The sequence below is a fragment of the Faecalibacterium sp. 7 genome (assembly GCF_049562865.1).
Classification (GTDB): Bacteria; Bacillota; Clostridia; order Oscillospirales; family Ruminococcaceae; genus Faecalibacterium; species Faecalibacterium wellingii.
Genome location: NZ_CP186911.1, coordinates 2,885,627 through 2,909,973, shown reverse-complemented (window position 1 = coordinate 2,909,973; position 24,347 = coordinate 2,885,627). Strand labels below are relative to the sequence as shown.

The 24,347-nt window shown below is 54.9% G+C and carries 23 protein-coding genes and 2 tRNA genes; 15 read left to right on the top strand and 10 right to left on the bottom strand.

The annotated features are described in order from the left end of the window. Positions 1-20: 20 nt before the first annotated feature. The 7 genes from ACKXF7_RS14575 to plsY all read left to right on the top strand — a co-directional run bounded on the left by ACKXF7_RS14575 (position 21) and on the right by plsY (position 6,324). Entirely contained in the window at positions 21-1,352 is a 1,332-nt protein-coding gene (locus tag ACKXF7_RS14575; RefSeq protein WP_423741705.1) for a glucose-6-phosphate isomerase, read from the top strand. Between the two features lie 51 nt (positions 1,353-1,403). Beyond that, positions 1,404-1,808 (top strand): ATP-binding protein, encoded by a 405-nt coding sequence (locus tag ACKXF7_RS14570; RefSeq protein WP_249238374.1) that lies wholly within the window; start codon positions 1,404-1,406, stop codon positions 1,806-1,808. 144 nt (positions 1,809-1,952) lie between these two features. After that, positions 1,953-2,453: a YceD family protein gene (locus ACKXF7_RS14565; protein WP_339395576.1), complete on the top strand. Its 501-nt coding sequence runs from the start codon at positions 1,953-1,955 to the stop codon at positions 2,451-2,453. Positions 2,454-2,479: 26 nt separating this feature from the next. Next, positions 2,480-2,659: a 50S ribosomal protein L32 gene (gene rpmF / locus ACKXF7_RS14560; RefSeq protein ID WP_005920250.1), complete on the top strand. Its 180-nt coding sequence runs from the start codon at positions 2,480-2,482 to the stop codon at positions 2,657-2,659. A 149-nt stretch (positions 2,660-2,808) separates the two neighbouring features. Next, positions 2,809-4,134, top strand: coding sequence for a DUF512 domain-containing protein (locus ACKXF7_RS14555; RefSeq protein ID WP_423742642.1), 1,326 nt, complete (start codon positions 2,809-2,811; stop codon positions 4,132-4,134). Positions 4,135-4,290: 156 nt separating this feature from the next. Next, positions 4,291-5,634 (top strand): ribosome biogenesis GTPase Der, encoded by a 1,344-nt coding sequence (der, locus tag ACKXF7_RS14550; RefSeq protein WP_249238377.1) that lies wholly within the window; start codon positions 4,291-4,293, stop codon positions 5,632-5,634. Positions 5,635-5,661: 27 nt separating this feature from the next. Then, on the top strand, positions 5,662-6,324 hold the full coding sequence (gene plsY, locus ACKXF7_RS14545) for a glycerol-3-phosphate 1-O-acyltransferase PlsY (RefSeq protein ID WP_423741704.1): 663 nt from the start codon (positions 5,662-5,664) through the stop codon (positions 6,322-6,324). Positions 6,325-6,389: 65 nt separating this feature from the next. On the opposite strand, the gene ACKXF7_RS14540 is transcribed toward plsY, so the two are convergent. The 5 genes from ACKXF7_RS14540 to ACKXF7_RS14520 all read right to left on the bottom strand — a co-directional run bounded on the left by ACKXF7_RS14540 (position 6,390) and on the right by ACKXF7_RS14520 (position 11,233). Further along, positions 6,390-6,977 (bottom strand): transporter, encoded by a 588-nt coding sequence (locus tag ACKXF7_RS14540; RefSeq protein ID WP_423741703.1) that lies wholly within the window; start codon positions 6,975-6,977, stop codon positions 6,390-6,392. 85 nt (positions 6,978-7,062) lie between these two features. Beyond that, a complete protein-coding gene (locus ACKXF7_RS14535) occupies positions 7,063-8,064 on the bottom strand; it encodes a substrate-binding domain-containing protein (protein ID WP_423741702.1) in 1,002 nt (333 codons plus the stop codon). A gap of 20 nt (positions 8,065-8,084) precedes the next feature. Further along, complete coding sequence (locus ACKXF7_RS14530; RefSeq protein WP_423742641.1) at positions 8,085-8,765, bottom strand: DUF5046 domain-containing protein; 681 nt, start codon at positions 8,763-8,765, stop codon at positions 8,085-8,087. Continuing rightward, positions 8,654-9,703 carry a hypothetical protein gene (locus ACKXF7_RS14525; protein WP_423741701.1) on the bottom strand — a complete coding sequence of 350 codons (1,050 nt, stop codon included), beginning with the start codon at positions 9,701-9,703 and terminating at the stop codon, positions 8,654-8,656. Before ACKXF7_RS14525 ends, ACKXF7_RS14530 begins: the two co-directional genes overlap by 112 nt. A 147-nt stretch (positions 9,704-9,850) precedes the next feature. Beyond that, positions 9,851-11,233, bottom strand: coding sequence for an MATE family efflux transporter (locus tag ACKXF7_RS14520; RefSeq protein WP_423741700.1), 1,383 nt, complete (start codon positions 11,231-11,233; stop codon positions 9,851-9,853). 366 nt (positions 11,234-11,599) lie between these two features. Here ACKXF7_RS14520 and ACKXF7_RS14515 point away from each other — a divergent pair, with 366 nt between their 5' ends. Next, a complete protein-coding gene (locus tag ACKXF7_RS14515; protein ID WP_423741699.1) occupies positions 11,600-12,409 on the top strand; it encodes an RICIN domain-containing protein in 810 nt (269 codons plus the stop codon). Positions 12,410-12,530: 121 nt separating this feature from the next. On the opposite strand, the gene ACKXF7_RS14510 is transcribed toward ACKXF7_RS14515, so the two are convergent. The 3 genes from ACKXF7_RS14510 to ACKXF7_RS14500 all read right to left on the bottom strand — a co-directional run bounded on the left by ACKXF7_RS14510 (position 12,531) and on the right by ACKXF7_RS14500 (position 13,830). Beyond that, positions 12,531-13,406, bottom strand: a complete 876-nt coding sequence (locus tag ACKXF7_RS14510; protein WP_423741698.1) for a hypothetical protein — start codon at positions 13,404-13,406, stop codon at positions 12,531-12,533. 113 nt (positions 13,407-13,519) lie between these two features. Continuing rightward, positions 13,520-13,611: transfer RNA gene (locus ACKXF7_RS14505), tRNA-Ser, on the bottom strand. 127 nt (positions 13,612-13,738) lie between these two features. Continuing rightward, positions 13,739-13,830, bottom strand: a tRNA-Ser gene (locus tag ACKXF7_RS14500). Between the two features lie 247 nt (positions 13,831-14,077). Between ACKXF7_RS14500 and ACKXF7_RS14495 the strand changes: the two genes are divergently transcribed. Then, a complete protein-coding gene (locus ACKXF7_RS14495; protein WP_339395567.1) occupies positions 14,078-15,097 on the top strand; it encodes an alpha-hydroxy-acid oxidizing protein in 1,020 nt (339 codons plus the stop codon). A gap of 150 nt (positions 15,098-15,247) precedes the next feature. Here the strand turns inward: ACKXF7_RS14495 and ACKXF7_RS14490 are convergent, their stop codons facing one another. Both ACKXF7_RS14490 and ACKXF7_RS14485 read right to left on the bottom strand, forming a co-directional pair. Beyond that, the gene (locus ACKXF7_RS14490; RefSeq protein WP_423741697.1) at positions 15,248-16,051 is read right to left on the bottom strand and encodes a SpoIID/LytB domain-containing protein; all 804 of its coding nucleotides are present in this window, start codon (positions 16,049-16,051) and stop codon (positions 15,248-15,250) included. Positions 16,052-16,067: 16 nt separating this feature from the next. Beyond that, positions 16,068-16,268, bottom strand: a complete 201-nt coding sequence (locus ACKXF7_RS14485) for a hypothetical protein (protein ID WP_423741696.1) — start codon at positions 16,266-16,268, stop codon at positions 16,068-16,070. Between the two features lie 247 nt (positions 16,269-16,515). Here ACKXF7_RS14485 and ACKXF7_RS14480 point away from each other — a divergent pair, with 247 nt between their 5' ends. The 6 genes from ACKXF7_RS14480 (at position 16,516) to ACKXF7_RS14455 (ending at position 24,340) form a co-directional block, all read left to right on the top strand. After that, positions 16,516-17,886: a citrate synthase gene (locus tag ACKXF7_RS14480; RefSeq protein ID WP_339395565.1), complete on the top strand. Its 1,371-nt coding sequence runs from the start codon at positions 16,516-16,518 to the stop codon at positions 17,884-17,886. Beyond that, positions 17,886-18,668, top strand: a complete 783-nt coding sequence (locus ACKXF7_RS14475; protein ID WP_423741695.1) for a hypothetical protein — start codon at positions 17,886-17,888, stop codon at positions 18,666-18,668. The genes ACKXF7_RS14480 and ACKXF7_RS14475 overlap by 1 nt, the downstream gene beginning before the upstream one ends. Positions 18,669-18,866: 198 nt before the next feature. Then, on the top strand, positions 18,867-19,898 hold the full coding sequence (gap, locus tag ACKXF7_RS14470) for a type I glyceraldehyde-3-phosphate dehydrogenase (RefSeq protein WP_005945602.1): 1,032 nt from the start codon (positions 18,867-18,869) through the stop codon (positions 19,896-19,898). A 1,063-nt stretch (positions 19,899-20,961) separates the two neighbouring features. Next, on the top strand, positions 20,962-21,507 hold the full coding sequence (locus ACKXF7_RS14465) for a glycosyltransferase family 4 protein (protein WP_423741694.1): 546 nt from the start codon (positions 20,962-20,964) through the stop codon (positions 21,505-21,507). A gap of 89 nt (positions 21,508-21,596) precedes the next feature. Further along, a complete protein-coding gene (locus ACKXF7_RS14460; protein ID WP_423741693.1) occupies positions 21,597-22,727 on the top strand; it encodes a glycosyltransferase family 4 protein in 1,131 nt (376 codons plus the stop codon). A 518-nt stretch (positions 22,728-23,245) separates the two neighbouring features. After that, a complete protein-coding gene (locus ACKXF7_RS14455; RefSeq protein ID WP_349935305.1) occupies positions 23,246-24,340 on the top strand; it encodes a glycosyltransferase family 1 protein in 1,095 nt (364 codons plus the stop codon). Positions 24,341-24,347 lie beyond the last annotated feature (7 nt).

Here is a 24,347-nt window from a genome sequence, read left to right as displayed (position 1 = left end):
CGTTTGGAGGTTATAATAAAATGAGTGTCACGTTGAACACCAAGCACCTCTCCAGCTTTATCAGTGAAGAGGAATATGAAGCCATCTACCCGCAGGTAGAGGCCGCGCATAATCAGCTGGAAGCAAAGACCGGCCCGGGCAATGATTTCCTTGGCTGGATGTACCTGCCCCGTGATTATGATAAGGAAGAGTTTGCCCGCATCAAGGAAGCAGCTGCCAAGATCCGCGAGGATTCCGATGTGCTGGTGGTGGCCGGCATCGGCGGCAGCTATCTGGGTGCCCGCGCTGTGATCGAGGCCGTCAAGGGCCAGTTCCACAATGAACTGGAAAACGGCCTCAAGATCTACTTCTGCGGCAACAGCATCAGCCCCACTTACCTGAACAACATCATCAACCTGTGCAAGGGCAAGCGCTTCTCCATCAATGTCATCTCCAAGTCCGGCACCACCACCGAGACCTCTTTGGCCTTCCGCGTGCTGCGTGAGCTGCTGGAAAAGGAAATGGGCGTGGAAGAAGCCAACAAGCGCATCTACGCCACCACCGACCGTGCCAAGGGCACTCTGAAGCAGCTGGCCGATGCACAGGGCTGGCCCACCTTCGTGGTCCCCGATGACGTGGGCGGCCGGTACTCCGTGCTGAGCGCTGTGGGCCTGCTGCCCATTGCCGCTGCCGGCATCAGCATCGACGACCTGATGAAGGGTGCTGCCGACTCCATGGAGCGCTTCTCCGTGCTGGGCAAGGACAACGATGCCTACAAGTATGCTGCTATCCGCAACATCCTGTACCGCAAGGGCAAGAGCGTGGAGATCCTGGAGTGCTACGAGCCGGACTTCGCCCTGATGAACGAGTGGTACAAGCAGCTGTTCGGCGAGAGCGAGGGCAAGGACAACAAGGGCCTGTTCCCCGCAAGCTGCATCTTCTCCACCGACCTGCACTCCATGGGCCAGTTCATTCAGGAAGGCTCCCGCACCATGTTTGAGACCATCGTGGATGTGAAGAAGCCTGCACAGGACCTGTTCATCGACCCGCTGGAAGGCAACTTTGACGGCCTGAACTTCCTGGCAAACCAGAACATGAGCATTGTCAACCGCAAGGCCATGGAAGGCACCATTCTGGCACACACCGACGGCGGCGTGCCCGAGGTGCTGATCGAGGTGGACGACCTGACTGCCTACAATGTGGGCTACCTGATCTACTTCTTCTGGCGTGCATGTGCATGCAGCGGCTACCTGCTCAGCGTCAACCCCTTCAATCAGCCGGGTGTTGAGAGTTACAAGAAGAACATGTTTGCACTGCTGGGCAAGCCGGGCTACGAGGGCCTGACTGCCGAGCTGGAAGCAAAGCTGAAGTAAATGACAATGATCTCCCGCCGCAAGGCGTGGAAAATACAGGAGGACTGAACTATGATTAAACTGATTGTTGGTACCAAGGGCTCCGGCAAGACCAAGGCTATGATCGACCAGATCAATGATGCGGTCAAGACCTCCAAGGGCAACGTGGTCGTCGTTGAAAAGGGCATGAAGCTCACCTACGACATCTCTTCTTCTGCACGTCTGATCGATCTGGACGAGTACAAGATCTCCGGCGGCGAAATGCTGTACGGCTTCATTGCTGGCCTGATGGCAAGCAACTACGATATCACCGACCTGTACATCGACGGCATCCTGAAGGTGCTGGATCACGATCTGAACCGTCTGGGCGTCGTGCTGGACGAGATCGCTGCCATTGCAGGCGACAGCGTCAAGGTGACTGTGACGGTCAGCGCTGACGAGGCTGCTCTGCCCCACAACGTGAAGAAATACCAGTGATCTGTTGAATTTCGGAATCTGAACTCTATGCAACAGGCAGAAGACCGAAGAAAAAATAAATTTTTTCGGTTTTCTGCCTGTTTTGGTGTTGACAAAGGGGTGCTTTGGCGCTATACTAACAAAGCAGCCTTTTAGAGGTGTACTATGCAATTTGACCTGAGAAAGTTTATCGCCACCGGCAGACAACCCTATCATGCAGAGTTTCAGTGTGATTTATCTGCTCATGATTATGCCGGGGCAAGGATCCCGGAGCCTGTCACTGCCGTGTTCAACGCAGAGACGGATGGCGAAGAGATCCGGATGACACTGCGGGCAAACGCATCGGTGCACGGAGAGTGCGCCCGCTGCCTCGACCCGGTCGTTCGGGAAGAGACGGTCGATACGGAGTGGACAGTCAAGGAACGGGATCTGGATGATCCGGATTTCGATCTTCCGCTGGACGAAAAAGGCCATCTGGATGTGGACGAATGGCTCAGCCAGGAATTTATGTTCCAGATCCCCACGGTGCTGCTTTGCAGTGCCGACTGCGCCGGGCTTTGCCCCGTGTGCGGCAAAAAGAAGGCGGAATGCACCTGTCAGCCGACAGAGCAGGCCGAAGCTCCCGTAGACACAAGGCTCGCAATCCTTAAATCACTGCTGAACTGATAAACCCATCAAGGAGGTGCAAAAATATGGCAGTACCTAAGAGACATCTTTCCAAGGCCCGCCGCGACAAGCGTCGCAGCAATGTTTGGAAGCTGGAGGCCCCCGCACTGGTCAAGTGCAGCAACTGTGGCTCTCTGAAGCTCCCCCACCAGGCATGTGGCAACTGCGGTTACTACAAGGGCGAGGAAGTCATCAAGAAGGCCTAATTTGCGCGTAATTGGTGGCATAATGGTGTTATGTACAGAAGGGGAGGGCGCATGCCTTCCCCTTCTTGTTCTGTAAAAAGAACGAACACTTGACCGTTTGTGCGGAAAAGAGACCTTTTATAAAGGAAAAGGAGGTGGATGCGGTGGCAATGAAGATCGCACGGGTGGACCCCGGCAGCGAAGCGGAAGCGCTGGGCCTTGCTGCAGGCGATGAACTTCTGAGCGTGGATGAGAACGAGCTGAACGACAGTCTGGACTACGATTTCTACACCGACAGCAAAAGCTTCCACCTGAAAGCAAGGGTGGCAGACGGCATCCGCGAGTGGGACGTGCAGCGCACGGAGCGCGGCCCCTTTGGCTGCGATTTCCAGACCTATCTGGGCGACCAGAAGCATTCCTGCTCCAACCACTGCATGTTCTGCTTCATCGACCAGCTGCCTCCCGGAATGCGGGAGAGCCTTTATTTCAAGGACGACGACGAGCGGCTTTCCTTTTTGTTCGGCAACTATATCACCATGACGAACATGCAGGACCACGAGATCGACCGCATCATCAAGATGCACATCTCGCCCATCAACATTTCGGTGCACACCACAAACCCGCAGCTCCGTGTGCGGATGCTGGCCAACAAGCGCGGCGGCGAGGTGCTCAAGTACCTGCCCCGTCTGGTGGAGGGCGGCATCGCCGTTAACTGTCAGCTGGTGCTCTGCCGCGGCATCAACGACGGCGACGAGCTGCGCCGTACCCTGAGCGACCTGTTGGAGCTGACCCCCATGGTGCAGAGCATCGCTGCGGTGCCCTGCGGCGTGACGGACTACCGCGAGAAGCTGTTCCGGCAGACGCCCTACGACGCAGCCACCAGTGCCGAGGTCATCGACATCATGGAAGAATTCGGCGATGAGTGCAAGCGCCGCCACGGCAAGCGCATCATCTATCCCAGCGATGAATGGTATCTCAAGGCAGGCAGGCCCATCCCGCCGGAGGAGTTCTACGAGGACTTTGACCAGCTGGAAAACGGCGTGGGAATGATGCGCCTGTACGCTTCGGAATTTCTGGCCGAACTGGAAAAGCCCCACCGCATTTACGGCACCAAAAAGATGGACGTGGTCACGGGCGAAATGGCGTCACCGCTCATCCACCAGATGATGGCCGAGCTGCACCGCCAGTATCCCATGGTGGAGGTGACGGTGCACACCATCAAGAACAAATTCTTCGGCGGCAATGTGGGGGTGGCCGGTCTTGTGACAGCGACCGATATCATTGCCCAGTGCGAGGGCAGGCTGACCAGCGGTACGCTGGGCGTACCCGCCGTGATGCTGCGGGAGGAAAAAGACACCTTTCTGGACGACATCACTACCGACCAGCTGGCCCAGCGCCTTGGCGTGAAGGTGGAGGTGCTGCCCACAGCCGGCGGCGAGGAAGCCCGTGCCCTGCTGCGCAGCGGCCTGCACATTGCAAGGAGAAAAAGAGCATAAAAGAAAACCCTCTCCGTCATCGCTGTGCGATGCCACCTCTCCCGAAGGGCGAGGTTTTATGCATCTTTCGGCAGGAATGATAAAAGCTCCCCCTTTCAGGGGAGCTGGCGCGGCGTAAACCGTGCCTGAGAGGGTCGTAAGAAAGGAGGAACCCCTATGAGCAAACCGATCGTAGCGGTGGTGGGCCGCCCCAACGTGGGCAAGTCCACCCTGTTCAATAAATTGTGCGGCCAGCGCCTTGCCATCGTGGAGGACACGCCGGGCATTACCCGCGACCGCATTTTTGCCAACTGCGAGTGGAACGGCCACGAATTTCTGCTGGTGGATACCGGCGGCATCGAGCCCAAGGCCACCGAGGGCATTCTGGCCCACATGCGGGAGCAGGCCGAGATCGCCATTGACACCGCAGACTGCATCATTATGGTAGTGGATGTGCGCGACGGCCTGACCGCAGCCGATGAGGACGTGGCCCACATGCTGCGCCGCAGCCACAAGCCCATCATTCTGGCCGTGAACAAGTGCGATAAGGTGGGCGAGGCCCCCATGGAGATGTACGAGTTCTACAACCTCGGCTTTGATGAGGTAATGCCCATTTCGTCCGTGCACGGCCACGGCACCGGCGACCTGCTGGATGCCGTGTGTGCCCACCTCGATTTCAGTGAGACCGTGGTGGAAGAGGACCGTATCCCGGTGGCCATCATTGGCCGTCCCAACGTGGGCAAGTCCAGCCTGACCAATCGCATTCTGGGCGAGAACCGCATGATCGTGGCAAACGAGGCGGGCACCACCCGGGACGCGATCGATACCCCGGTGGATAACGCTTACGGCAAGTTCATCTTTACCGATACCGCCGGTCTGCGCAAGCGCAGCAATATCACCGATGGACTGGAGCGCTATATGGTGGTGCGCGCACTGGCTGCTGTGGAGCGCAGCCGCGTGGCGCTGATCCTGGTGGATGCCACCGTCGGTTTTACCGAGCAGGACAGCAAGGTGGCCGGTTACGCCCACGATCAGGGCAAGGCATGCATCATCGTTGTGAACAAGTGGGATGCTGTGGAAGGCAAGGAGACCAATACCATGGAGCTGCAGCGCCGCGGCTATGCCGAGTGCTTCAGCTTTATGGGCTATGCACCCATCATCTTCATTTCCGCTCAGACCGGCTACAATGTGAACAAGCTCATGCAGCTCATCCGGGATGTGGACAGCCAGAACGGTGCCCGCGTGCCCACCGGTGTGCTGAACGAGATGCTGGCCCGTGCAACTGCCCGGATGCAGCCGCCCAGCGACAAGGGCCGCCGCCTGAAGATCTTCTACCTGACGCAGGCATCCACCCGCCCGCCGACGTTCGTGGCTTTTGTGAACTCGAAGCAGCTGTTCCACTTCAGCTATCAGCGGTATATCATCAACCAGATCCGCGAGAACTTTGGTCTGGAGCACACTCCCATCCGTCTGGTCGTGCGCGAGCGCGGCTCCGGCGAAGTGGGCGCAAAGGACGTGTAAGCGCCCGCAAAGGAGGCATCTGTCTTAATGATGAAAACGATCCTGATTGCCGCAGCCACCATCCTGCAGGCGTACCTGCTGGGCAGTGTGGATACCGGTATCCTCGTCAGCAAGTTCGTATATCATGACGACGTGCGCAATCATGGCAGCGGTGCAGCCGGCATGACCAACATGCTGCGCACCTTTGGCAAGAAGGCTGCCGCCATGACCGCGACAGGCGATGTGCTCAAGGGCGTGCTGGCCGTATGCATCGGCCGGTGGCTGTTCCGGCTTCTGCCTGCCGACGCCGGTGTGTCGCCGTATCTGGGCGTCTATCTGGCCGCTATCTTTGCAGTGTTGGGCCATCTGTACCCGCTGTACTTTGGCTTCAAAGGCGGCAAGGGCGTACTGGTGGCAGCGGGTGCCATTCTGGCCATCCAGCCGGTGCTGCTGCCTTTTCTGGCCATTATCTTTCTGGTGTGCCTGATCCCCACCGGCATGGTGTCGCTGGGCAGCGTGACCATGGCAGCACTCTACCCGGTGCTGACGATCATTTACGGCTCCCTGCAGGGCTATGCCGCCGGTGATATGCTGGTGTGCGCCATTGGCTCCGGTTTTATGTCCGGCATGGTGATCTATATGCACCGCGCCAATATCCAGCGCATCCGCGAGGGCAAAGAGTACCGCTTCGGAAAGCACAATAAAAAATAAAGCATCATAAAATGCCCCGCAGCCTGCTGGTTTTCCGGCAGTGCTGCGGGGCATTTTTGCTTATGTTATTTCGGCTCCGGGCCGGCCTGCTCAAAATCGTACTCGTCAAAAGTCTCTTCTTCGGAAGGAATGGCCTCGGAGACCTCCGTTCTGACGCGCTCTTTCAGGCGGGAGAAAATCTCATCGGCGGGGATGCCGCTCTGGCGGGGCGAAAGGTCCGGTGCCGGGTGACCGTCCGGCAGGTGGGCACCGAAGGCCGGGACAAAGAAGAACTTGCGTACAATGAAGATCAGTGCGATGGCTCCCACACTGAGCAGGTTTTCTACTGCCGAGTCATGGCCCACTACCAGATGGCGGGCAATGGCGTAGAGCAGTACTTCCAGACTGCTGCCGGGGCTGTGCTTGGCCAGCATTTTGATGAACTCGATGCCGATCACGATGTCAAGGCTCCGCTCCAGAAAAATGCGGATCTCCACTTCGTTGCCGTCAAACAGCAGGCCGGGCATCCACTTGATGAGCGGCACAGCGCTGAGCAGCAGGCCGATGAGCACAAGGCCGGAGAGCAAAATTTCCAGCAGACTGGAGGCCTGAATGATGCGGTTGCGCAGCTGGGTGCGCCAGCGGCTTTCCACATGGGAGGAGGGATTGTCCATATTGAGCCTTCCTTTGCAAAAAAAGTTTCAACATTTATGTGTAATATTGTAACAGAAATGCAGAAAGCTGTCAATTGCTGGAAGATCAGACGGCACTGTTCGCTGCAGTGGTGGGTGCCACCGCTACATAACCGGATTTTTTGATGCAGTCCTGCCCGGCGGCGGTATCCAGCCAATCGTAGAGCTGACGCTCCGGGCTGTCGGCGGCAGCGTCCGCATGGAGAACGGCATAGAACTCGTTGCACAGCGGGTAGCTTTCGCTGGCGATGGTGTCGTTGGAAGGTGTGACACCGTCCACGGCCAGCAGACGCAGGCCGGGCTGGGAGTACATCTGGTCGATGTAGTAATACACCGAGAAGCCGATGGCGTTGGCGCTGTTGTTGTAGGCGGCAATGCTGTCCACCAGCTCACCCATGGCAGAGGGAGCCAGCTCGGTGGGCGGGTCCATCAGTTCGCCGCCCTGAATGAGCAGCTTGCGGAACAGAGTCTGGCTGCCGGAGTCCTCGCCCCGCTGGAAGGGCACGATGGCAAGATCGTCACCGCCCACATCCTTCCAGTTGGTGATCTTACCGGCGTAGATGTCCTTCAGCTGCTGCCGGGTCAGGCTCTGGACCGGATTGTTCTCATTCACAATGAACACCAGTGCGTCCCGGCCAATGGGCTTTTGTTCCAGCTGGGCACCGGCCTCCTGCAGTTCTTCCTTCACGTAGTCCGGTGCTTCGTACACCACCAGCATCCGGGCGGTGTAATCCTCATCCGGATACAGGCCAAAATTTTCCCATGCGTAGGCCGTGGTGCTGACCGAAATGCCGCTCTGGGCTACTTCCAGATCGATGCCGGTGGTATCGGCCATCATCTGGGCCATCAGCGGGATGCAGGCGGTGCTGCCGTCCAGTTTGGGAAACTCTTCCGGCGAGAACAGCCCGATGGGTTCAAGCTCGCTCACGGAAGAAGCGGGTGCTTCCGGCGAGGTGGAAGCGCTGCTGGCGGGGGTGTCAGCTCCCTTGCAGGCGGTCAGGATGCCTGCGGCAGAGCAGGCGGCAAGGCCCAGCAGAAAGCTTCGGCGGGAAATTTTAGCATTTTTCATAAGGCGTTCCTCCTATTGGGTCAGTAGCCCATTTCGTCGTCGGCATTGATGGAAGAGAAAATGCTGCGGCAGTAAAGCCATTTGCCGTCGGTATCCATCCAGCCGTAGTAAAAGCCGCGTTTTGCAACGAACACGTGTTCTGGCAGCTGGTTCAGGCTGTTGTCGTAGTAGCTGTAGCAGCTGCCAAGGCCATAGAACACAATGTTGCCGTTTTCATCCAGCACGTCACACATTGAGCCGTTGCTGCTGGGCGCATTGGCGTTGCCACAGTACAGCGGCCTGCCCTCCGGTGTGGTGATGAGATAGTTCAGGGCATAATACTTGTCCTGCAGATGGGTCAGGTCGGAGACAAGGCCCTCGGGGCCGTACACGCGGGTGGCGGTGGTCTCAAAGTTATCGTTATCCCGCAGCTCCAGCCAGACGTAGCCGTCACCCTTGTTATCCATCATCACGCTTTGCTGGCCCTCCACTGGCTCCACGGTGGTATCAGTGATCAAATCGCCGGTTTCGGTGTTGAACACCTTCAACCGTCCGTCCTCATAGTAAAGGGCAATGGTGTCGCTCATGACGCTGGAAGCGTACAGCGGTGTCACCTCACCGGTAACAAGGTCGTGCAGATCATAGCCGAAGTCGCCGCTCGTGCGCCATGTGACCACATAGCCCGGGAAATAGCTGCTGGGCTGGTCGTCGAAGGTGCCAATGAGGGTGCGGTCCACGGTGGCGAGATCCGCAGCTCGTAGCGGCCATCGCTGGTCTCGAAGCAGGCGGTGCCGCTGCCGCATACCTGTCGGAAGCCGGTGAAGCTTTCGCCGGTGGCGGGGTTATAGAGCGTTTCGTCCGTTGGTTCGCCGCTGGCATGGCAGGTGTCCAGCTCTACCCAGTCGTTCAGAACGTCCGGCGCATAGGAAAGGCTCAGGGCAGTAGTGGCATCTGCGCCGTAAGTCTGTGTACCGTCCTTCGTCTGTATAATGACCCAGCTGTGCAGGGCGGGTTCATCGTCCCATGCGTCCTCGGCAAGGTCTGCCGGGCGGGCGTAGCAGTTGAACACCAGATAGTCCCCGCAGACGATGCAGCTGTAAGCGCCTTCCGGCACGGGCAGACGTTCGCCGGTGGAAAGGTCAATCACCTGACAGGTGCCGTAATCGTCGTAGCCGTTTTCGTAGCTGCCGTTCACGGCGTGGACTTCCTGCAGCACCAGCAGACTGTTCTGCATGGAGGCGTTCTGCTCCCCCTCAAAGGTCATGACTTCATTGCCGTCTTTGTCAAACAGGCCGCTGCGCCGTCCGCAATAAGCGTCCGGGTCGGCCCAGGTGCGGAACCAGTAGTTGGTCTCACCGGTCACGGTGTCCTGCAGAAGGTTCACGTTCTCGCTGCGGAAGGACTGGTACAGGACTTTTCCGCCGCAGAGCACCGTGCAGCTGTTGCCGGAACTGTCGTAGCCGTAAAGCATCCGCAGCCGGCCGTCATCCAGGCGGGAACTGTCGTAAAGCAGATTTCCATTTTTGTCGGTGGGGACAGAGGAAGCCGCCGCAGCAGGCTTGCCGGAAGCGGGCGGCAGCACGCTGCAGCTGCAGCCGAGGGCAAGGCACAGCGCCATGCAGGCAGCAGCGCAGCCGATGCGGGAAACGGTATACTTCATAAAGATCACTCCTTTGAAAGGCCTGAAACAGTACACAGAGAAGAAAGCAGGGACTTCCTTGATTTCCCAGTTCAATTATAATACGAAACAGCCGTGTTTTCCATTGCAGGAAAACACGGCTGCTGGTTACAGTTTTATGACAGCGGTTCAGGAAGCGGATCTGGCTTTTTCGGCGTCGTCCATCCGGCTCAGCTGGTTCAGGAACGCCAGCAGAAAGGGCAGGGAGACGATAAAGGTGAACACATCCGCAATGGGCTGGCAGGTCTCCACGCCCATGAGTCCCAGTGTGCGGGGCAGGATGAGGATGAGCGGGATAAAGAACACGCCCTGACGGCAGCAGGCCAGAAAGGTGGCGCGGCCTGCTTTGCCCACGCTCTGGAAGGTCATGTTTGCCACTACGATCACCGGCTGTAACAGGATAGCAAGACACTGGTAGTGGAAGGCAGGCAGGGCCACAGCGGTCACCTCCGGGTCGTCGCGGAACAGGCGGATGAGGGCATCGCTGTCCACCCAGCACAGGGCGACCAGAACTACCAGCATACAGAAGGCGGCACCCATGGTGAAGATGGCCGCCTGCCGCACCCGGCGGAACTTGTGTGCACCATAGTTGAATGCGGCTACCGGCTGCAGGCCCTGTCCTACGCCGATGGCGACCGAAATGATGAACATGAAGATGCGGGAAACGATGCTCATGCCGGCCACGGCAGCGTCGCCATAGCTGCGGGCGGCGATGTTCAGCAGCATGCCGCCGATGCTGTTCAGACCCTGACGGCCAAAGCTGGGAGCACCGCCGATCAGGATCATGCCGAATTCCCGTGCTTCGCGGGTGACGGAATGGAGGAGGAACTGGCTGACCGTCTTGCCCCGCAGGAACATGGACAGCAGGATGAAAAAGCTGACCGTCTGGCTGAGAGCCGTGGCGATGCCTGCACCGGCGGTGCCAAGGCCCAGCGCGAACATGAAAACGGGGTCCAGCAGGATGTTCAGCACGCCGCCGGTCACAAGGCCGATCATGGCAAAATTGGCCTTGCCCTCGTAGCGCAGGATGTTGTTCATCACGAGGCTGGAGATCATCAGCGGGGCCGCGATGAGGATGGGCCGCGCATAGGCGCAGGCGTGGGGCAGGATGGTCTCGGTGCTGCCCAGCAGCTGCATGAAGCCGGGCAGCGTGGCAAGGCCGATGAGGGCCAGCACCACACCAACGGCCAGCGCCGTGAAAAAGCTGGTGGAAGCGAACCGGGTGGCTGCTTTGGTGTTCCTGCTGCCCAGACTGCGGCTGATGATGGTGCCGGAGCCGTGGCCCAGCGTAAAGCCCAGAGCCTGAATAATGGCCATCAGGCTGGAAACGACGCCTACCGCGCCGGAAGCGCTGGTGGAGATCTGGCCTACAAAAAAGGTATCGGCCAGATTGTAGATGCTGGTGATCAGCATGCTTAAGATCGTGGGAGCGGCAAGCCCCAGGATCAGCTTGGGGATGGGGGTCTCGGTCATTTTTTTGTATTGCTGGATATTGAGCTCGTTCGATGCCATGAAAGGGCCTCCCTCTGTATAAGGTGAGAAAAAACCGCCCCTGCAGCAGAGCGGCGGATAGCTTTGGCAGATGTGCAAGGGATGCTGGCACATAGTATAGCGCATGTACGGCAAAAAGTCGAGAGGTGCGGCATCGCAAAAGGAACCGCATAGAGACGGTCGAGCAGGAGAAAAACAGGCGGAAAGAGTGTCTCTTTTTGTCTGTTTTGCTAAAGGATGGTCGATTTGCTTGTGGAAAATCACGATATGTGGTATCATTTACCATAAGGAGAACAAAAAAGCCTGCATTTTATGCGGGCTGCGCGTAAACAAAAGGCGGCTGCAGGCAGGACCCGGCTGCTGCAATTCCAATAGGAGGGAAAAATCATGAAAACTGTTGCACAGACTGTGATCGGAGCGGATCACTTCTACACCATTGCCGCACACACCGGCAATGTTATTCAGGCTGTGGAAGGCGTCAAGGGAGCCGGCACCGTCCGACTGGGCAAGTACGAGCACAAGCCCGAGCAGGAGTGGAGCTTTATCCGTGTGGGAGACGGCGTTTACCGCATCTGCAACCGTGCTTCCGGCAAGCTGCTGGACCTGACCATGACCGGTACTGCCAACGGCACATGGCTGCATCTGTGGGAGGATGTGGGCGGCACCTCCCAGATGTGGACGGTCCAGCCCACCCCGGAAGGAAAGGTGCGCCTGCGCTCTTCCTGGGCAGGCGGCAAGTGCGTGGATACAGTCGGCATAGGCGCTGACGTGGGCGCGGTGCTGCAGATCTGGCAGGAAGTGCCCGGTGCAGACGATCAGCTGTGGACCATTGCCGAGGTAAAGGAGCGCGCAAAGCGTGCCGTCAAGAAGGCGGAAGAGCCCGCTGCGGAAGCTGCAGCAGCTCCGGCAGAGGAAAAGGCACCGGCCAGGAAGCCTGCAGCCCGCAAGCCCCGGACCACCAAAAAGGCAGCTGCCGCCAAGGCAGAAGAGCCCAAGACCGCCGAAGCAGAAGAAACGGTGAAGGCAGAAGCTGCACCCGCAGAAAAGCCTGCCCGCAGGACCGCTGCCAAAAAGACTGCCGCCAAGGCAGCGGAAAAGGCTGAGCCTGCAAAGGCAGAGACCGCTGCAGAGGAAAAGCCTGCTGCGGAGAAGCCCAAGCGCAAGTGCGCACCCCGCAAGAAAAAAGGGACCGTCTGATCGCGGACGGCAAAAACGATAAAAGCAGCGCCCGCCGGGAGGTTCAAGCCCGGCGGGCGCTGCTGCTTTTATTCCGGAAGTGGTTCTGAAAAGGTTCCGGGTTATGTGTACTGATTTATGGTCAGCCTGCCTTTTGCATGCTGTCGGCAGTGCTCTGCACAAACTGCAGCACGCTCTGGATGGTATCACGGATCTGCACCAGAGTCTGAATGTCCTCATCCTTCATGCGGGAGGTGGGCGCGGTGAGCACCACAGTCTGGGCACTTACGGTGCCGGTGAGCTGGATGCGGACCTGATGCTCCGGGATGGTCAGCAGGATGTGTACCGGGAGGGGATCTTCAAAAAATTTGCTCTTTTCAAAGCCGATGACCAGCACCGGGGCAGAAGCACTGGTGTCGCCGGTGTCCAGCTGATAGTAAAGGTAGCCGTCCAGCGCACCTTCCGGCTGCACGCGCTGCGGCTTTTTCTGCGGCAATTCAAATTCAGTCATGTCCTGCAGGCTGGTGGCCTCGGTGCCAACGCCCAGAAGGCTGGCCAGCTGGGCCTGCGAGACATAATTGCCAAGGGTCCAGTCCGGCATCAGAAAGCTTGCCAGCGGGTAGCTGCCGGTGATGGAGGAGCGGATGTTCTTGTACAGCTGCCCCACATCGTATAATGTCTCGCTGCCGCTGACGTATACGCGGGTGAGCGGGTCGGCGGGAATGACCGCGCCCGGGGCCGTGATGTTCAGCTGCAGAGCGTCCGGCGCGTACAGGCCGCTGACTGTGCCCTTTGTGGAGCCGGTTTTTTGCAGGATGGTGTACAGGGCGGGGGAATCGGCGGTGGATGTCGCCTCATAATCAAAGGTGAATGCCGCGCCGGCCTGCAGGGCTTTCACGCGGCGGGCCACCAGACTGTAGCCGACCGTAACGGCGATCACTGCGATCAGGGCAAGGCACAGGATCAGGATCAGTACCACGCGGCCGACACCGCGCTTTTTTTTGCGGGAAGATGCCATAAGAAATCCTCCTTTTGTGAGAAGATATTTTATTCAGCATAGCGGAACGGCAGGCAAAAGTCAAGCGAAGCCGGATAAAACAAAAAGTCCGGAACCCAAAGGTTCCGGACTTCTGGCGGAAAGATGGGGATTCGAACCCCAGAACGCTTTTGACACGTTACACGATTTCCAGTCGTGCGCCTTAGACCAACTCAGCCATCTTTCCATATTCAGTTGTGTGTCACAGCGCTCTACTATAATACCTGAAAGGTGCGCATTTGTCAAGCACTTTTTTTAAAATGAAAAATGAGAAGATAAAACAAAAAATCCGGGACCCAAAGGTTCCGGATTTCTGGCGGAAAGATGGGGATTCGAACCCCAGAACGCTTTTGACACGTTACACGATTTCCAGTCGTGCGCCTTAGACCAACTCAGCCATCTTTCCATATTCGGTTGTGCGCCGCAGCGCCACACTATAATACCTGAAAGAACCGCTTTTGTCAAGGATTTTTTGAAAAAAATGTTTTTTTTCAAAACGACATCTCTGTGCAGGCAAAAAACGGCAAAAAATTCAGGGATGCAGCAAAAGCCCTTGACGAAGCGGTTGAACCGGACTATGATGAAGCAGGAGAGTACTGCGGCGGGAAATCTTTGCGGCCGCAGAGTGGAATAAAAAAGGAGGATGCTTTCTTATGACTTATCCTGAAGTGCTGGCCAATGCCCGTGAGTGCATTGGCAAATACTGCAAGGCCTGCCCGGTGTGCAACGGCGTGGCCTGCAAAAACCAGATCCCGGGCCCCGGTGCCAAGGGCGTGGGCGATACCGCCATCCGCAATTATAATAAATGGGCCGAGATCCGTGTGAACATGGACACCCTGTGTGAGGGCGGCACGCCGGACACCCACGTGGAGCTGTTTGGCAAAAGCTTCAAGTACCCCTTCTTTGCAGGCCCGGTGGGTGCGGTGAACCTGCACTACTCCGAAGCCTACACCGATATGACCTATAACGATGTTCTGGTGCGCGCCTGTGCAGAAAATGGCATCGCGGCCTTTACCGGTGACGGCACTAACCCCACCGTGATGGAAATGGCCACCAAGGCCATCGGCGCGGCAGGCGGCTGCGGTGTGCCCACCATCAAGCCCTGGAACATCGACACCATCAAGGAAAAGATGGCGCAGGCCAAGGCCAGCGGCTGCTTTGCCGTGGCCATGGACGTGGACGCCGCCGGTCTGCCCTTCCTGAAGAACATGACCCCTCCTGCAGGCAGCAAGAGCGTGGAAGAGCTTGCCGAGATCGTCAAGCTGGCCGAGCGGCCCTTTATCGTCAAGGGCGTTATGACGGTCAAAGGCGCACAAAAGGCAAAGGAAGCCGGTGCTGCTGCCATCGTGGTATCCAACCACGGCGGCCGTGTGCTGGACCAGTGCCCTGCCACGGCCGAGGTGCTGCCCGAGATCGCAGCAGCCCTCAAGGGCACCGGCGTGAAGGTGCTGGTGGACGGCGGCATCCGCACCGGTGTGGATGTGTTCAAGGCACTGGCGCTGGGCGCAGACGGCGTGCTGATCTGCCGGCCGTTCGTCACGGCTGTGTATGGCGGCGGCGAAGAGGGCGTGAAGTGCTACATCGACAAGCTGGCCGGTGAGCTGGCTGACACCATGCAGATGTGCGGTGCACATTCTCTGGCGGAGATCACGCCGGATATGGTGCGGGTTTGAGCAGAACCATTTAAAATGCTCTCCGCTCTGAGCATATCAGCGGAAAAATTTTTGTACTTGTAAATCGGCAAAACCTGCGGGCTTTGCCGATTTACTTTTTCACGGGAAGGGTCGGAACGGAAAGCAGCATCTGCTTCATGAAATTGAGTTTCACGTTACGACCCCCATCCTGTGCAGCTGTGTTCCGGGGTAGTAATGAGCTAAAATATCCGCATAGTCCGCGTCCTGCTCTGCCATGGCCTTTGCACCCCACTGGCTCAGGCCCACGCCATGGCCGTAACCCCGGGTGGTAAAGCTGAAGTTTCCACTCTGGTACTGCACGGTAAAGCAGGTGCTGCGCAGACCCAGTGCCTGACGCAGGGCTGTGCCGGAAACGGTCTGTCCGCAGACGGTGAGCGATTTTGTGTAACCGGAGGAGGTCTGTTCGATCGGGCCGAACCAGCTTTCCGGTGCGGCGAGATCGGCCGTGATGCCAAGGTCGGAAAAAGCCTGCTGCACCTGCGCGGCAGAAAATACAGCGGTATACTGATAATTATCAGCGGAAAGGTCGGTGCCGCTGTCCACCGGGATCAGATAGGGCAGGGCGGTGCCCCACACATTCTCGCTGGCCTCTGTCCGGCCGTTGGAAATGGCAAAGTAGCTGGTGCAGGCGGGGGCGTTATCGTAAAAAAGGAGATCGTTCAGGACCTCGTCCACAAGGGCCGAGAGCCGGGCATAGTTCTGCTCATAGGCGGTGCCCCAGTAACTGCGCAGCACCGGCTCGGTCAGACAGCCCTGACGCCGGGCAGGATCAACGGTGAGCCATGCACCGCTTTGCAGGGCGGCATGATCCCGGCAGTAGAGCGCGTAGGTGTGGGCGGCAACAGCCTGTGCCTTGAGTGCTTCGTCCGGCCAGCTGACCGGCATTTCGGCGGCGACAGCCCCCAGAACGTATTCCCGGCGGGAGAGCTGCACTACCTTTCCGGCGGACTCAACCCTCCACCGGAAAGGTCTCGGCGTCTGCGGAAGGAAGGTCTTTTGGCTGCGATGCGGGCAGTTCAGGTGCAGAAGAGGCGGCGGGCAGGGGCTCTGTATGGCCCAGCACAGCCCGCGTGACCCGGTAGGCGGCCAGAGGCAGAGCACTGCCCAGAACCAGCAGGACTGCAAAGATCAGCAGAAATAACTTTTTCATAGTCCAAGCCCCTCCGACAGCGGTGTTTTTTAAATCAGAATACCGGATACACCCTGAAAAAAGATGCGAAACAGGGAGAACGTCTTTTGCAGCGCAAGCCCAAAAAGGTGATGAGCGGGCAGTTTGTGTGCCAGATGATGCACTTGATGCTTGAATTTACTCTTCAAAAGCGATATCATAGAATTATACCCATCACAGAGGATGGGCGGGAAAGTATAAGAAATAGGATGAAAGGAGAATCCCCCTTATGAATTTTGCACATTCAGAAGTGGCTGCACTGGACCAGAACACGATGCGGACGTTGTGTGAGGAATATGTGGCCAATAACTACATCGACCCGGAGACGAGTGAGCGGCTGGGCGTCAAGCGCGGCCTGCGCAACCCGGACGGCACCGGCGTTCTGGCTGGCCTGACCAATGTCTGCGACGTTGTGGGCTATAAGAAGGATCAGGAAGGCCATGTGATCCCCACTCCCGGCAAGCTGATCTACCGCGGTGTCAACATCAACGAGATCGTGGACGAGGCCTACCGCAACGACCGCTTTGTGTTTGAAGAGGTGATCTGGCTGCTGCTGTTCGGCAGCCTGCCCAACCAGGAGCAGCTGGATGAATTCTGTGAGATCCTGGCAGAGCACCGCGCCCTGCCGGAAGGCTTCATGGATACCATGAACGCCCCCTCGCCCAATGTCATGAACAAGATGCAGCGCTGCGTGCTGGGCCTTTACTCTTATGATGAGCACGCCGAGGATCTGAGCCTGGAGAATATCCTGAACCAGAGCATCAATCTGATCGCCAGCATGCCCACCATGATGGTGAACGCATACCAGATGAAGCGCCGCTACTACGATAAGCAGAGCATGTTCTTCCATCTGCCCAAGCCCGGCCAGAGCACGGCGGAGCACATCCTGAGCACCTACCGTCCGGATCAGAAGTTCACCCACGAGGAAGCAAAGCTGCTGGATATGTGCCTGCTGGTGCACGCCGACCACGGCGGCGGCAACTGTTCCACCTTTACCACCCGTGTGCTGTCCTCCTCCGGCACGGATACCTACTCTGCGATCGCGGCGGCCATCGGCGCGCTGAAGGGTCCCAAGCACGGCGGTGCCAACCTGATGGTGAACCGTCAGCTGAAGGATATCCTCAAGCATGTGGAAAACCCCGAGGACGACGATGAAGTTCGCGAGTATCTGCGCCGCATCCTGCGCAAGCAGGCGGGCGATGGCTCCGGCCTGATCTACGGCATGGGCCACGCGGTGTATACCATCAGCGACCCCCGTGAGGTGGTCCTGAAGCAGCGTGCCCGCCATCTGGCTTACGAGAAGGGCTTTGAGGAAGAGTACAACATGCTGTGCAGCATCGAGCGGCTGGCCCCCGGCATCTTTGCCGAGGAAAAGGGCAGCACCAAGCCGGTGTGCGCCAACGTGGACCTGTTCAGCGGCCTGATCTACAACATGCTGGGCATTTCCGAGGATATCTACACCCCGCTGTTTGCCATTGCCCGTGTGCCCGGCTGGTGTGCACACCGCGTGGAAGAGGTGGTATTCGCCAACCGCATCATTCGCCCCGCTTACAAGTATCTGGGCGTGCGCCAGAAATATAAGCCGATCGAGGAACGCTGATGAATCCTTCTGTTTTGTTCGTTTTTATCCTGAGTGCTCTGCTGGGCGTGCTGCGCGCGGCAGACTTGGCCTTTGGCACCGACGCCGTTACCGGCCTGTGTCTGGTGGGCTCGGTGTGGTGGCGCTATTTGGCACTGGGCATTGTGGTGCTGGCTGCAGTGCTCGTGGGCCGTACACAGCCTTCCCGCTCGGAGGCAGTGCGCAGCCGCAGGCCGCTGGCCGGTGTGCTGGCGTTTGCCGGTGCAGTATGTTTTCTGGCCGCAGCGGGTGCACAGATCGCGCTGGGTACAGCTTCCGGTCTGGGCGGCTTTGTGCGGTGTATTCTGGAATGCGTGTGCTCTGTGTGGCTCAGCACGATGGGCCGCTGCTGGCTGAGCCCTGATGCGTGGAAGAAGCCCTTTGGCGGGCTGTACCTTGCCGTTGCAGGAAGCCTGCTGTTCTATTGGAACGTACTGATGCGCTTTATGGAGAACAGCTCCAGCTGGCACCGGGTGCAGCCGACAGCTGCAGTGTGGCAGATGCTGGCAGTGCTGGTGTTTCTGGCGGCGCTGGCTCGGGCACTGCATATCCCGCAGCCGGACAATGGCAGAACACTGTGCGCAGCCGGGCTTGCCGCCTTTGCGCTGGGCCTGTGCTGGCAGCTGCCCCAGTGCTTTGCGCTGCTGGCAGGCAATGGTATGGGCCTTGCTGTGATGCCTGACTTTTTTGCAGGGCTGGGCCTTTGCTGTGTGGGCGGCATTGGCGGAGTGTGCGCTGCAGCCTGCCTGAACAGACAGAGCTGACAAAAGTGCTGGCACTCCGTTGGTGCAATTGCCTAAAACCGGCGAGTGAAAGGAAGCAAAATCGTACAAAAGCAAAAAATGATGGAAATGTCTTGTTAATTTTTTGGCAGACACTTGAAACTTTCTGCGTTTTGGTCTAAAATAAAGATACCGTGATTTATCCGATTATGGGTAAAATAATTAGGAGGTACTATTAACATGGCTGTTAGAGTTGCTATCAATGGTTTCGGTCGTATTGGTCGTCTGGCTTTCCGTCAGATGTTTGATGCTGAGGGTTACGAGGTTGTCGCAATCAACGACCTGACCAGCCCCAAGATGCTGGCTCACCTGCTGAAGTACGATACTGCTCAGGGTTCTTTCTGCGGCAAGATCGGCGAAGGCAAGCACACTGTCGAGGCTACCGAGGACTCCATCATTGTTGACGGCAAGGAGATCAAGATCTACGCTGTTAAGGATGCAAAGGATGCTCCCTGGGGCGAACTGAACGTTGACGTCGTTCTGGAGTGCACCGGCTTCTACACCAGCAAGGAGAAGAGCATGGCTCACATCCAGGCTGGCGCAAAGAAGGTCGTTATCTCTGCTCCCGCAGGCAACGATCTGAAGACTATTGTCTTCTCCGTCAACGAGAAGACCCTGACCGCTGAGGATCAGGTCATTTCTGCTGCTTCCTGCACCACCAACTGCCTGGCTCCCATGGCCAACACCCTGAACAAGACCTACCCCATCGTCTCCGGTATCATGACCACTGTTCATGCTTACACCGGCGACCAGATGATCCTGGATGGTCCTCAGCGCAAGGGCGATCTGCGCCGTGCTCGTGCTGGCGCACAGAACATCGTTCCCAACACCACCGGTGCTGCTAAGGCTATCGGCCTGGTCATCCCCGAGCTGAACGGCAAGCTGATCGGCTCTGCTCAGCGTGTGCCTGTTCCTACCGGCTCTACCACCATTCTGGTTGCTGTCGTCAAGGGCAAGGACGTCACCAAGGAGTCCATCAATGCTGCTATGAAGGCTGCTACCTCTGAGTCCTTCGGCTACAACGAGGATCAGATCGTTTCTTCTGATGTCATCGGCATGCGTTATGGCTCTCTGTTCGATGCTACCCAGACCATGGTCGCTAAGATCGACGACGACACCTATCAGGTTCAGGTCGTGTCTTGGTACGACAACGAGAACTCCTACACCTCTCAGATGGTTCGTACCATTAAGTACTTCGCTGAGAACTGCTAATCACAGCTCTACGCTCAAAAGTGCTTGAGGTGCCGTGCTGAATGACGGCTGGCACCGGCTTTGCTGGTGCGAACATGCTGTGATTGGTACGACAACAGGATAACGAGTTCAACACCCTTCCTTTTGCGGGTTTCCGTGAGAGGAAGGGTGTTTTTTTGCTTGCGGAATTCTGGATTGCTGCTTGTTTTTGTCTGGACAATGGTTGATTTGTTTATGCGAGAAAATATGCATTTTTTCAGGCTGGATGGATAAATTCGAATAGTAATGGCGGTGAGGAGGCAAATACATAAAGAATGAAAAAATGAGGGGTAACGTTGATTTCTGGTCAAAGGAAAAGAGGCTTTGTCGAAGAATTAAAACAGGCAATAGCTGAAAAAAGAAATTTCTTGACGAATTGGGTGTTTTAGCAAGAAAATGCGTAAAATAGACTGAAATCTTATCCGTAAAATGAGTAACGATAGTACAACGAAGTATTGTATGCAAGAAGAAAACATGCTAAAATAATACTGATAACAACAGTCTGAAATTGGTGGAAAGTTGGTATCGAAAGGTTACTCAAAGAACGAAATCTCCTGAGTTGCGGTTGGGGGAAATAAGTATGCTTTTGGTGAGTGGGAGAACGGAAAAACATCTGTACTTTCGAGCAGAGAAACTGCGCAGAATTAAATCACGTGGATGAGATACCCTGGGCGAAAGATCGTCCGGGGTTATTGTGGTACAAAAACAACATAAAATCAAATTTGGAAATCCAGAGGACAAAGCGGGTGAAACGGATCCAATTGCGGAGAATACAGAACCCGTATGGAACCTGTGAAACAATACGCGGCTGTCATAATAGGGACAAGGGTACGGCAGAGAACGAAAGGCTCCGCGACCCGAAGTTCATATTTTCTTACCCGAAGAATGAACGAATGATCTTTTTGGGTGGCAGCAATGCCATCCAGAAAGAAATCTCGACCATGAGGGTGGGGTGACAGCCAGCGGACAGGCAAGCGAGCCTATCCGCTCTTTGTGTTGGCTGAAATATAGATGAAGAAATTGAGTGGGATTGTGGGAAAGATTTATGAGTAAGAAACTTGCGATTGCGATGTTCGGACAGAAGCGATTATCGAGAGAAGGCGGAGTAGAAATCGTTGTCAAAGAGCTCTGCACCCGAATGGCACAGAATGGTTGTGAAGTGACCTGCTACAACAGAGCAGGCCATCATGTGAGTGGTGCAGAATATGACGATGCTGGTAAAACGGAGTACGAGGGAATCCGTCAGAAGTCTGTTCCGACCATTGAACGGCGTGGACTTGCTGCAGTTAGCTCCTCCGCATTTGCGGCACTTTATAGTGCATTTGGAAAATACGATGTGGTGCACATCCACGCCGAAGGACCTGCGTTCTTTGCATGGCTGCCGAAGATGTTTGGGAAAAGAGTTGTTGTTACCGTCCATGGGGAGTGTGAAATAATACGCGGCTGTCATAATAGGAACAAGGGCACGGCAGAGAATGAAAGGCTCCGCGACCCGAAGTTCATATTTTCTTACCCGAAGAATGAACGATTGATCTTTCTGTGTGGCAGAAATGCCGCTCAGAAAGAAATCTCGACCATGAGGGTGGGGTGACAGGCAGCGGACAGGTGTACGAACCTATCCGCTCTTTGTGTTGGCCGAGATGTTGATGAAGAAATTGAGTGGGATTGTGGGAAAGATTTATGAGTAAGAAACTTGCGATTGCGATGTTCGGACAGAAGCGATTATCGAGAGAAGGCGGAGTAGAAATCGTTGTCAAAGAGCTCTGCACCCGAATGGCACAGAATGGCTGTGACGTAACCTGCTACAACAGAGCAGGCCATCATGTGAGTGGTGCAGAATATGACGATGCTGGTAAAACGGAGTACGAGGGAATCCGTCAGAAGTCTGTTCCGACCATCGAACGGCGTGGACTTGCTGCAGTCAGCTCCTCCGCATTTGCGGCACTTTATAGCGCATTTGGAAAATACGATGTGGTGCACATCCATGCCGAAGGACCGGCGTTCTTTGCATGGCTGCCGAAGATGTTTGGGAAAAGAGTTGTTGTTACCGTCCATGGCATTGATTGGCAGCGCGAGAAATGGCAATCAGGACTTGGTTCTAAGTTTATCCACCAAGGCGAAAAAAATGCTGCGAAATATGCGGACGAGGTCATTGTTCTGAGCAAAGGAGTGCAGGACTATTTTAAGGAAACTTATGGAAGAGAAACGCACTTTATCCCTAATGGCGTGAATAGGCCGCAGATTCGGGAAGCAAGTCTGATTACAGATAAGTTCGGGCTGAAAAAAGACTCATACATATTGTTCCTCGGTCGTCTGGTGCCAGAAAAGGGGATTCGATATCTGGTTGAGGCCTTCAAGAATGTCAAGACAGATAAAAAACTGGTCATTGCAGGTGGCTCCAGTGATACGGATTCCTTTATGGAGGAATTGAAAGAACTGGCGAAGGGTGACGATCGGATTCTCTTTACCGGGTTTGTGCAGGGAGCAATGCTGGATGAACTATACAGCAACGCTTACATCTACACGCTGCCGTCCGATCTGGAAGGAATGCCATTAAGTCTGCTGGAGGCGATGAGCTACGGCAATTGCTGTCTGGTATCCGATATTCCAGAATGTGCAGAGGTTGTGGAAGATAAGGCATTGATTTTCAAAAAGTCAGATGTAGAGGACTTGCGAGAAAAATTGCAAGATGCCTGTGACCATCCAGAAATGGTTATAAGAATGAAGAATCAGGCAGCTGACTTTATCTGCGAGAAATATAACTGGGATGAAGTTGTAAAGGAAACGATGAAACTGTACAGGAGAAAATAATAGATGAGAGTATTGATAATAAATAATCTCTTCTAACCGATAACCGAACGCTATTACAAGTCGCTTTTTTGCGCTACTGGGAATTGTTACGAGCATTGTGGCTGTTAGTTTGCTTGATAAATGTGACTGTGTAGAAAAATGTATGCTAGTGCTTAACAGATATTCTTTTCCAATATATCTATTACATACAATATTTACCGCTGGATTTAGAATAGTACTTCTTAAAGTAGGGGTAAGCAACTATTTATTACATGTTTTACTTGGGATAATAGTGGGGATAGGAATTCCAATTATTGGTATGAATGTTATAAAGAACTGTAAAATACTGTTATTTATATTCTATCCTTCTTCCACAGTAATGCGCCTCAGGCAAAACAAGTCGTATTAAAAATACTAATACAAGATTACCAGTATTGAAGAGGAGTTTAGAGTCAGGAAAAAGTCATGGGAACAATAGCAAAGATAAAGCCGCTATAATTAGAGAAAAAATACTTATATTGACAGAGAGGAGACTTTCAATGATACGAATCCTGCAATGTGTAAATGATATGCATCGAGCTGGTTTGGAAACAATGCTAATGAATTATTATAGAAATATCGATCGAAGCGAGATCCAATTTGATTTTCTGACACATCGTCCCAATAGAAGCGATTATGATGACGAGATAGAATCACTTGGTGGAAAAGTATACTATGCTCCTCGGCTTTATCCGCAGAATTACTTGTCATATTTTAAATATATGAAAGAATTCTATGCGACTCATACTGAGTATAAAATTGTACATTCGCATATTGATTCTATGAGTTATCTGCCACTATTAGCGGCGAAGAAGGCGAATATACCAATTCGTATTGCACATAGTCATAATACTGCAATAGATAGAGATTTTAAATATTTTTTAAAATCTTATTTCAAATTGAAATTGCCAGAGGTTGCAAATTATTATTGTGCTTGTGGTAAAGCAGCCGGGGAATTTTTGTTCCCGGGAAAGAAGTATACATATATTCCAAACGCAATTGAAATCGATAGATTTTTGTATGATGAAAAAGTTAGAATAAAAAAAAGAGCAGAGTTAGGAATTAAAGATGAAGTAGTCATTGGTCATATTGGCAGAATGTCTTATCAAAAAAATCATAAATTTCTAATTGATGTTTTCGCGGAGATATTGAAAAGCAAAAATGATTGTGTACTTCTGTTAATAGGTATGGGCGAAAAACTGGATGATATAAAAAAATATGTGGAAAAATTGGGCTTGAACGATCACATTAGATTTTTAGGCAATAGAGCTGATGTGGGGGAGTTATACCAAGCGATGGATGTATTTGTTATGCCATCGTTGTTTGAGGGTTTGCCGGTTGTAGGTGTTGAAGCGCAGTTTTCTGGTTTACCGTGCATTTTTTCAGACAAAGTGCCAGAAGAAGTTGAATTTACTAACAAAGTAAAGTTTGTTCCATTAAATGATGAGAAAAAAGTCTGGGCAAATATTGTGATTGCAGCAGCACGTGATAATACCAATCGTGAAATGCCGGAATTACGGAATAGTATTTTTAATATTGAGAAATCGGCTACTCTATTAACGGACTATTATAAACAACTGCTTAGTAGAGTTTGATAGCATG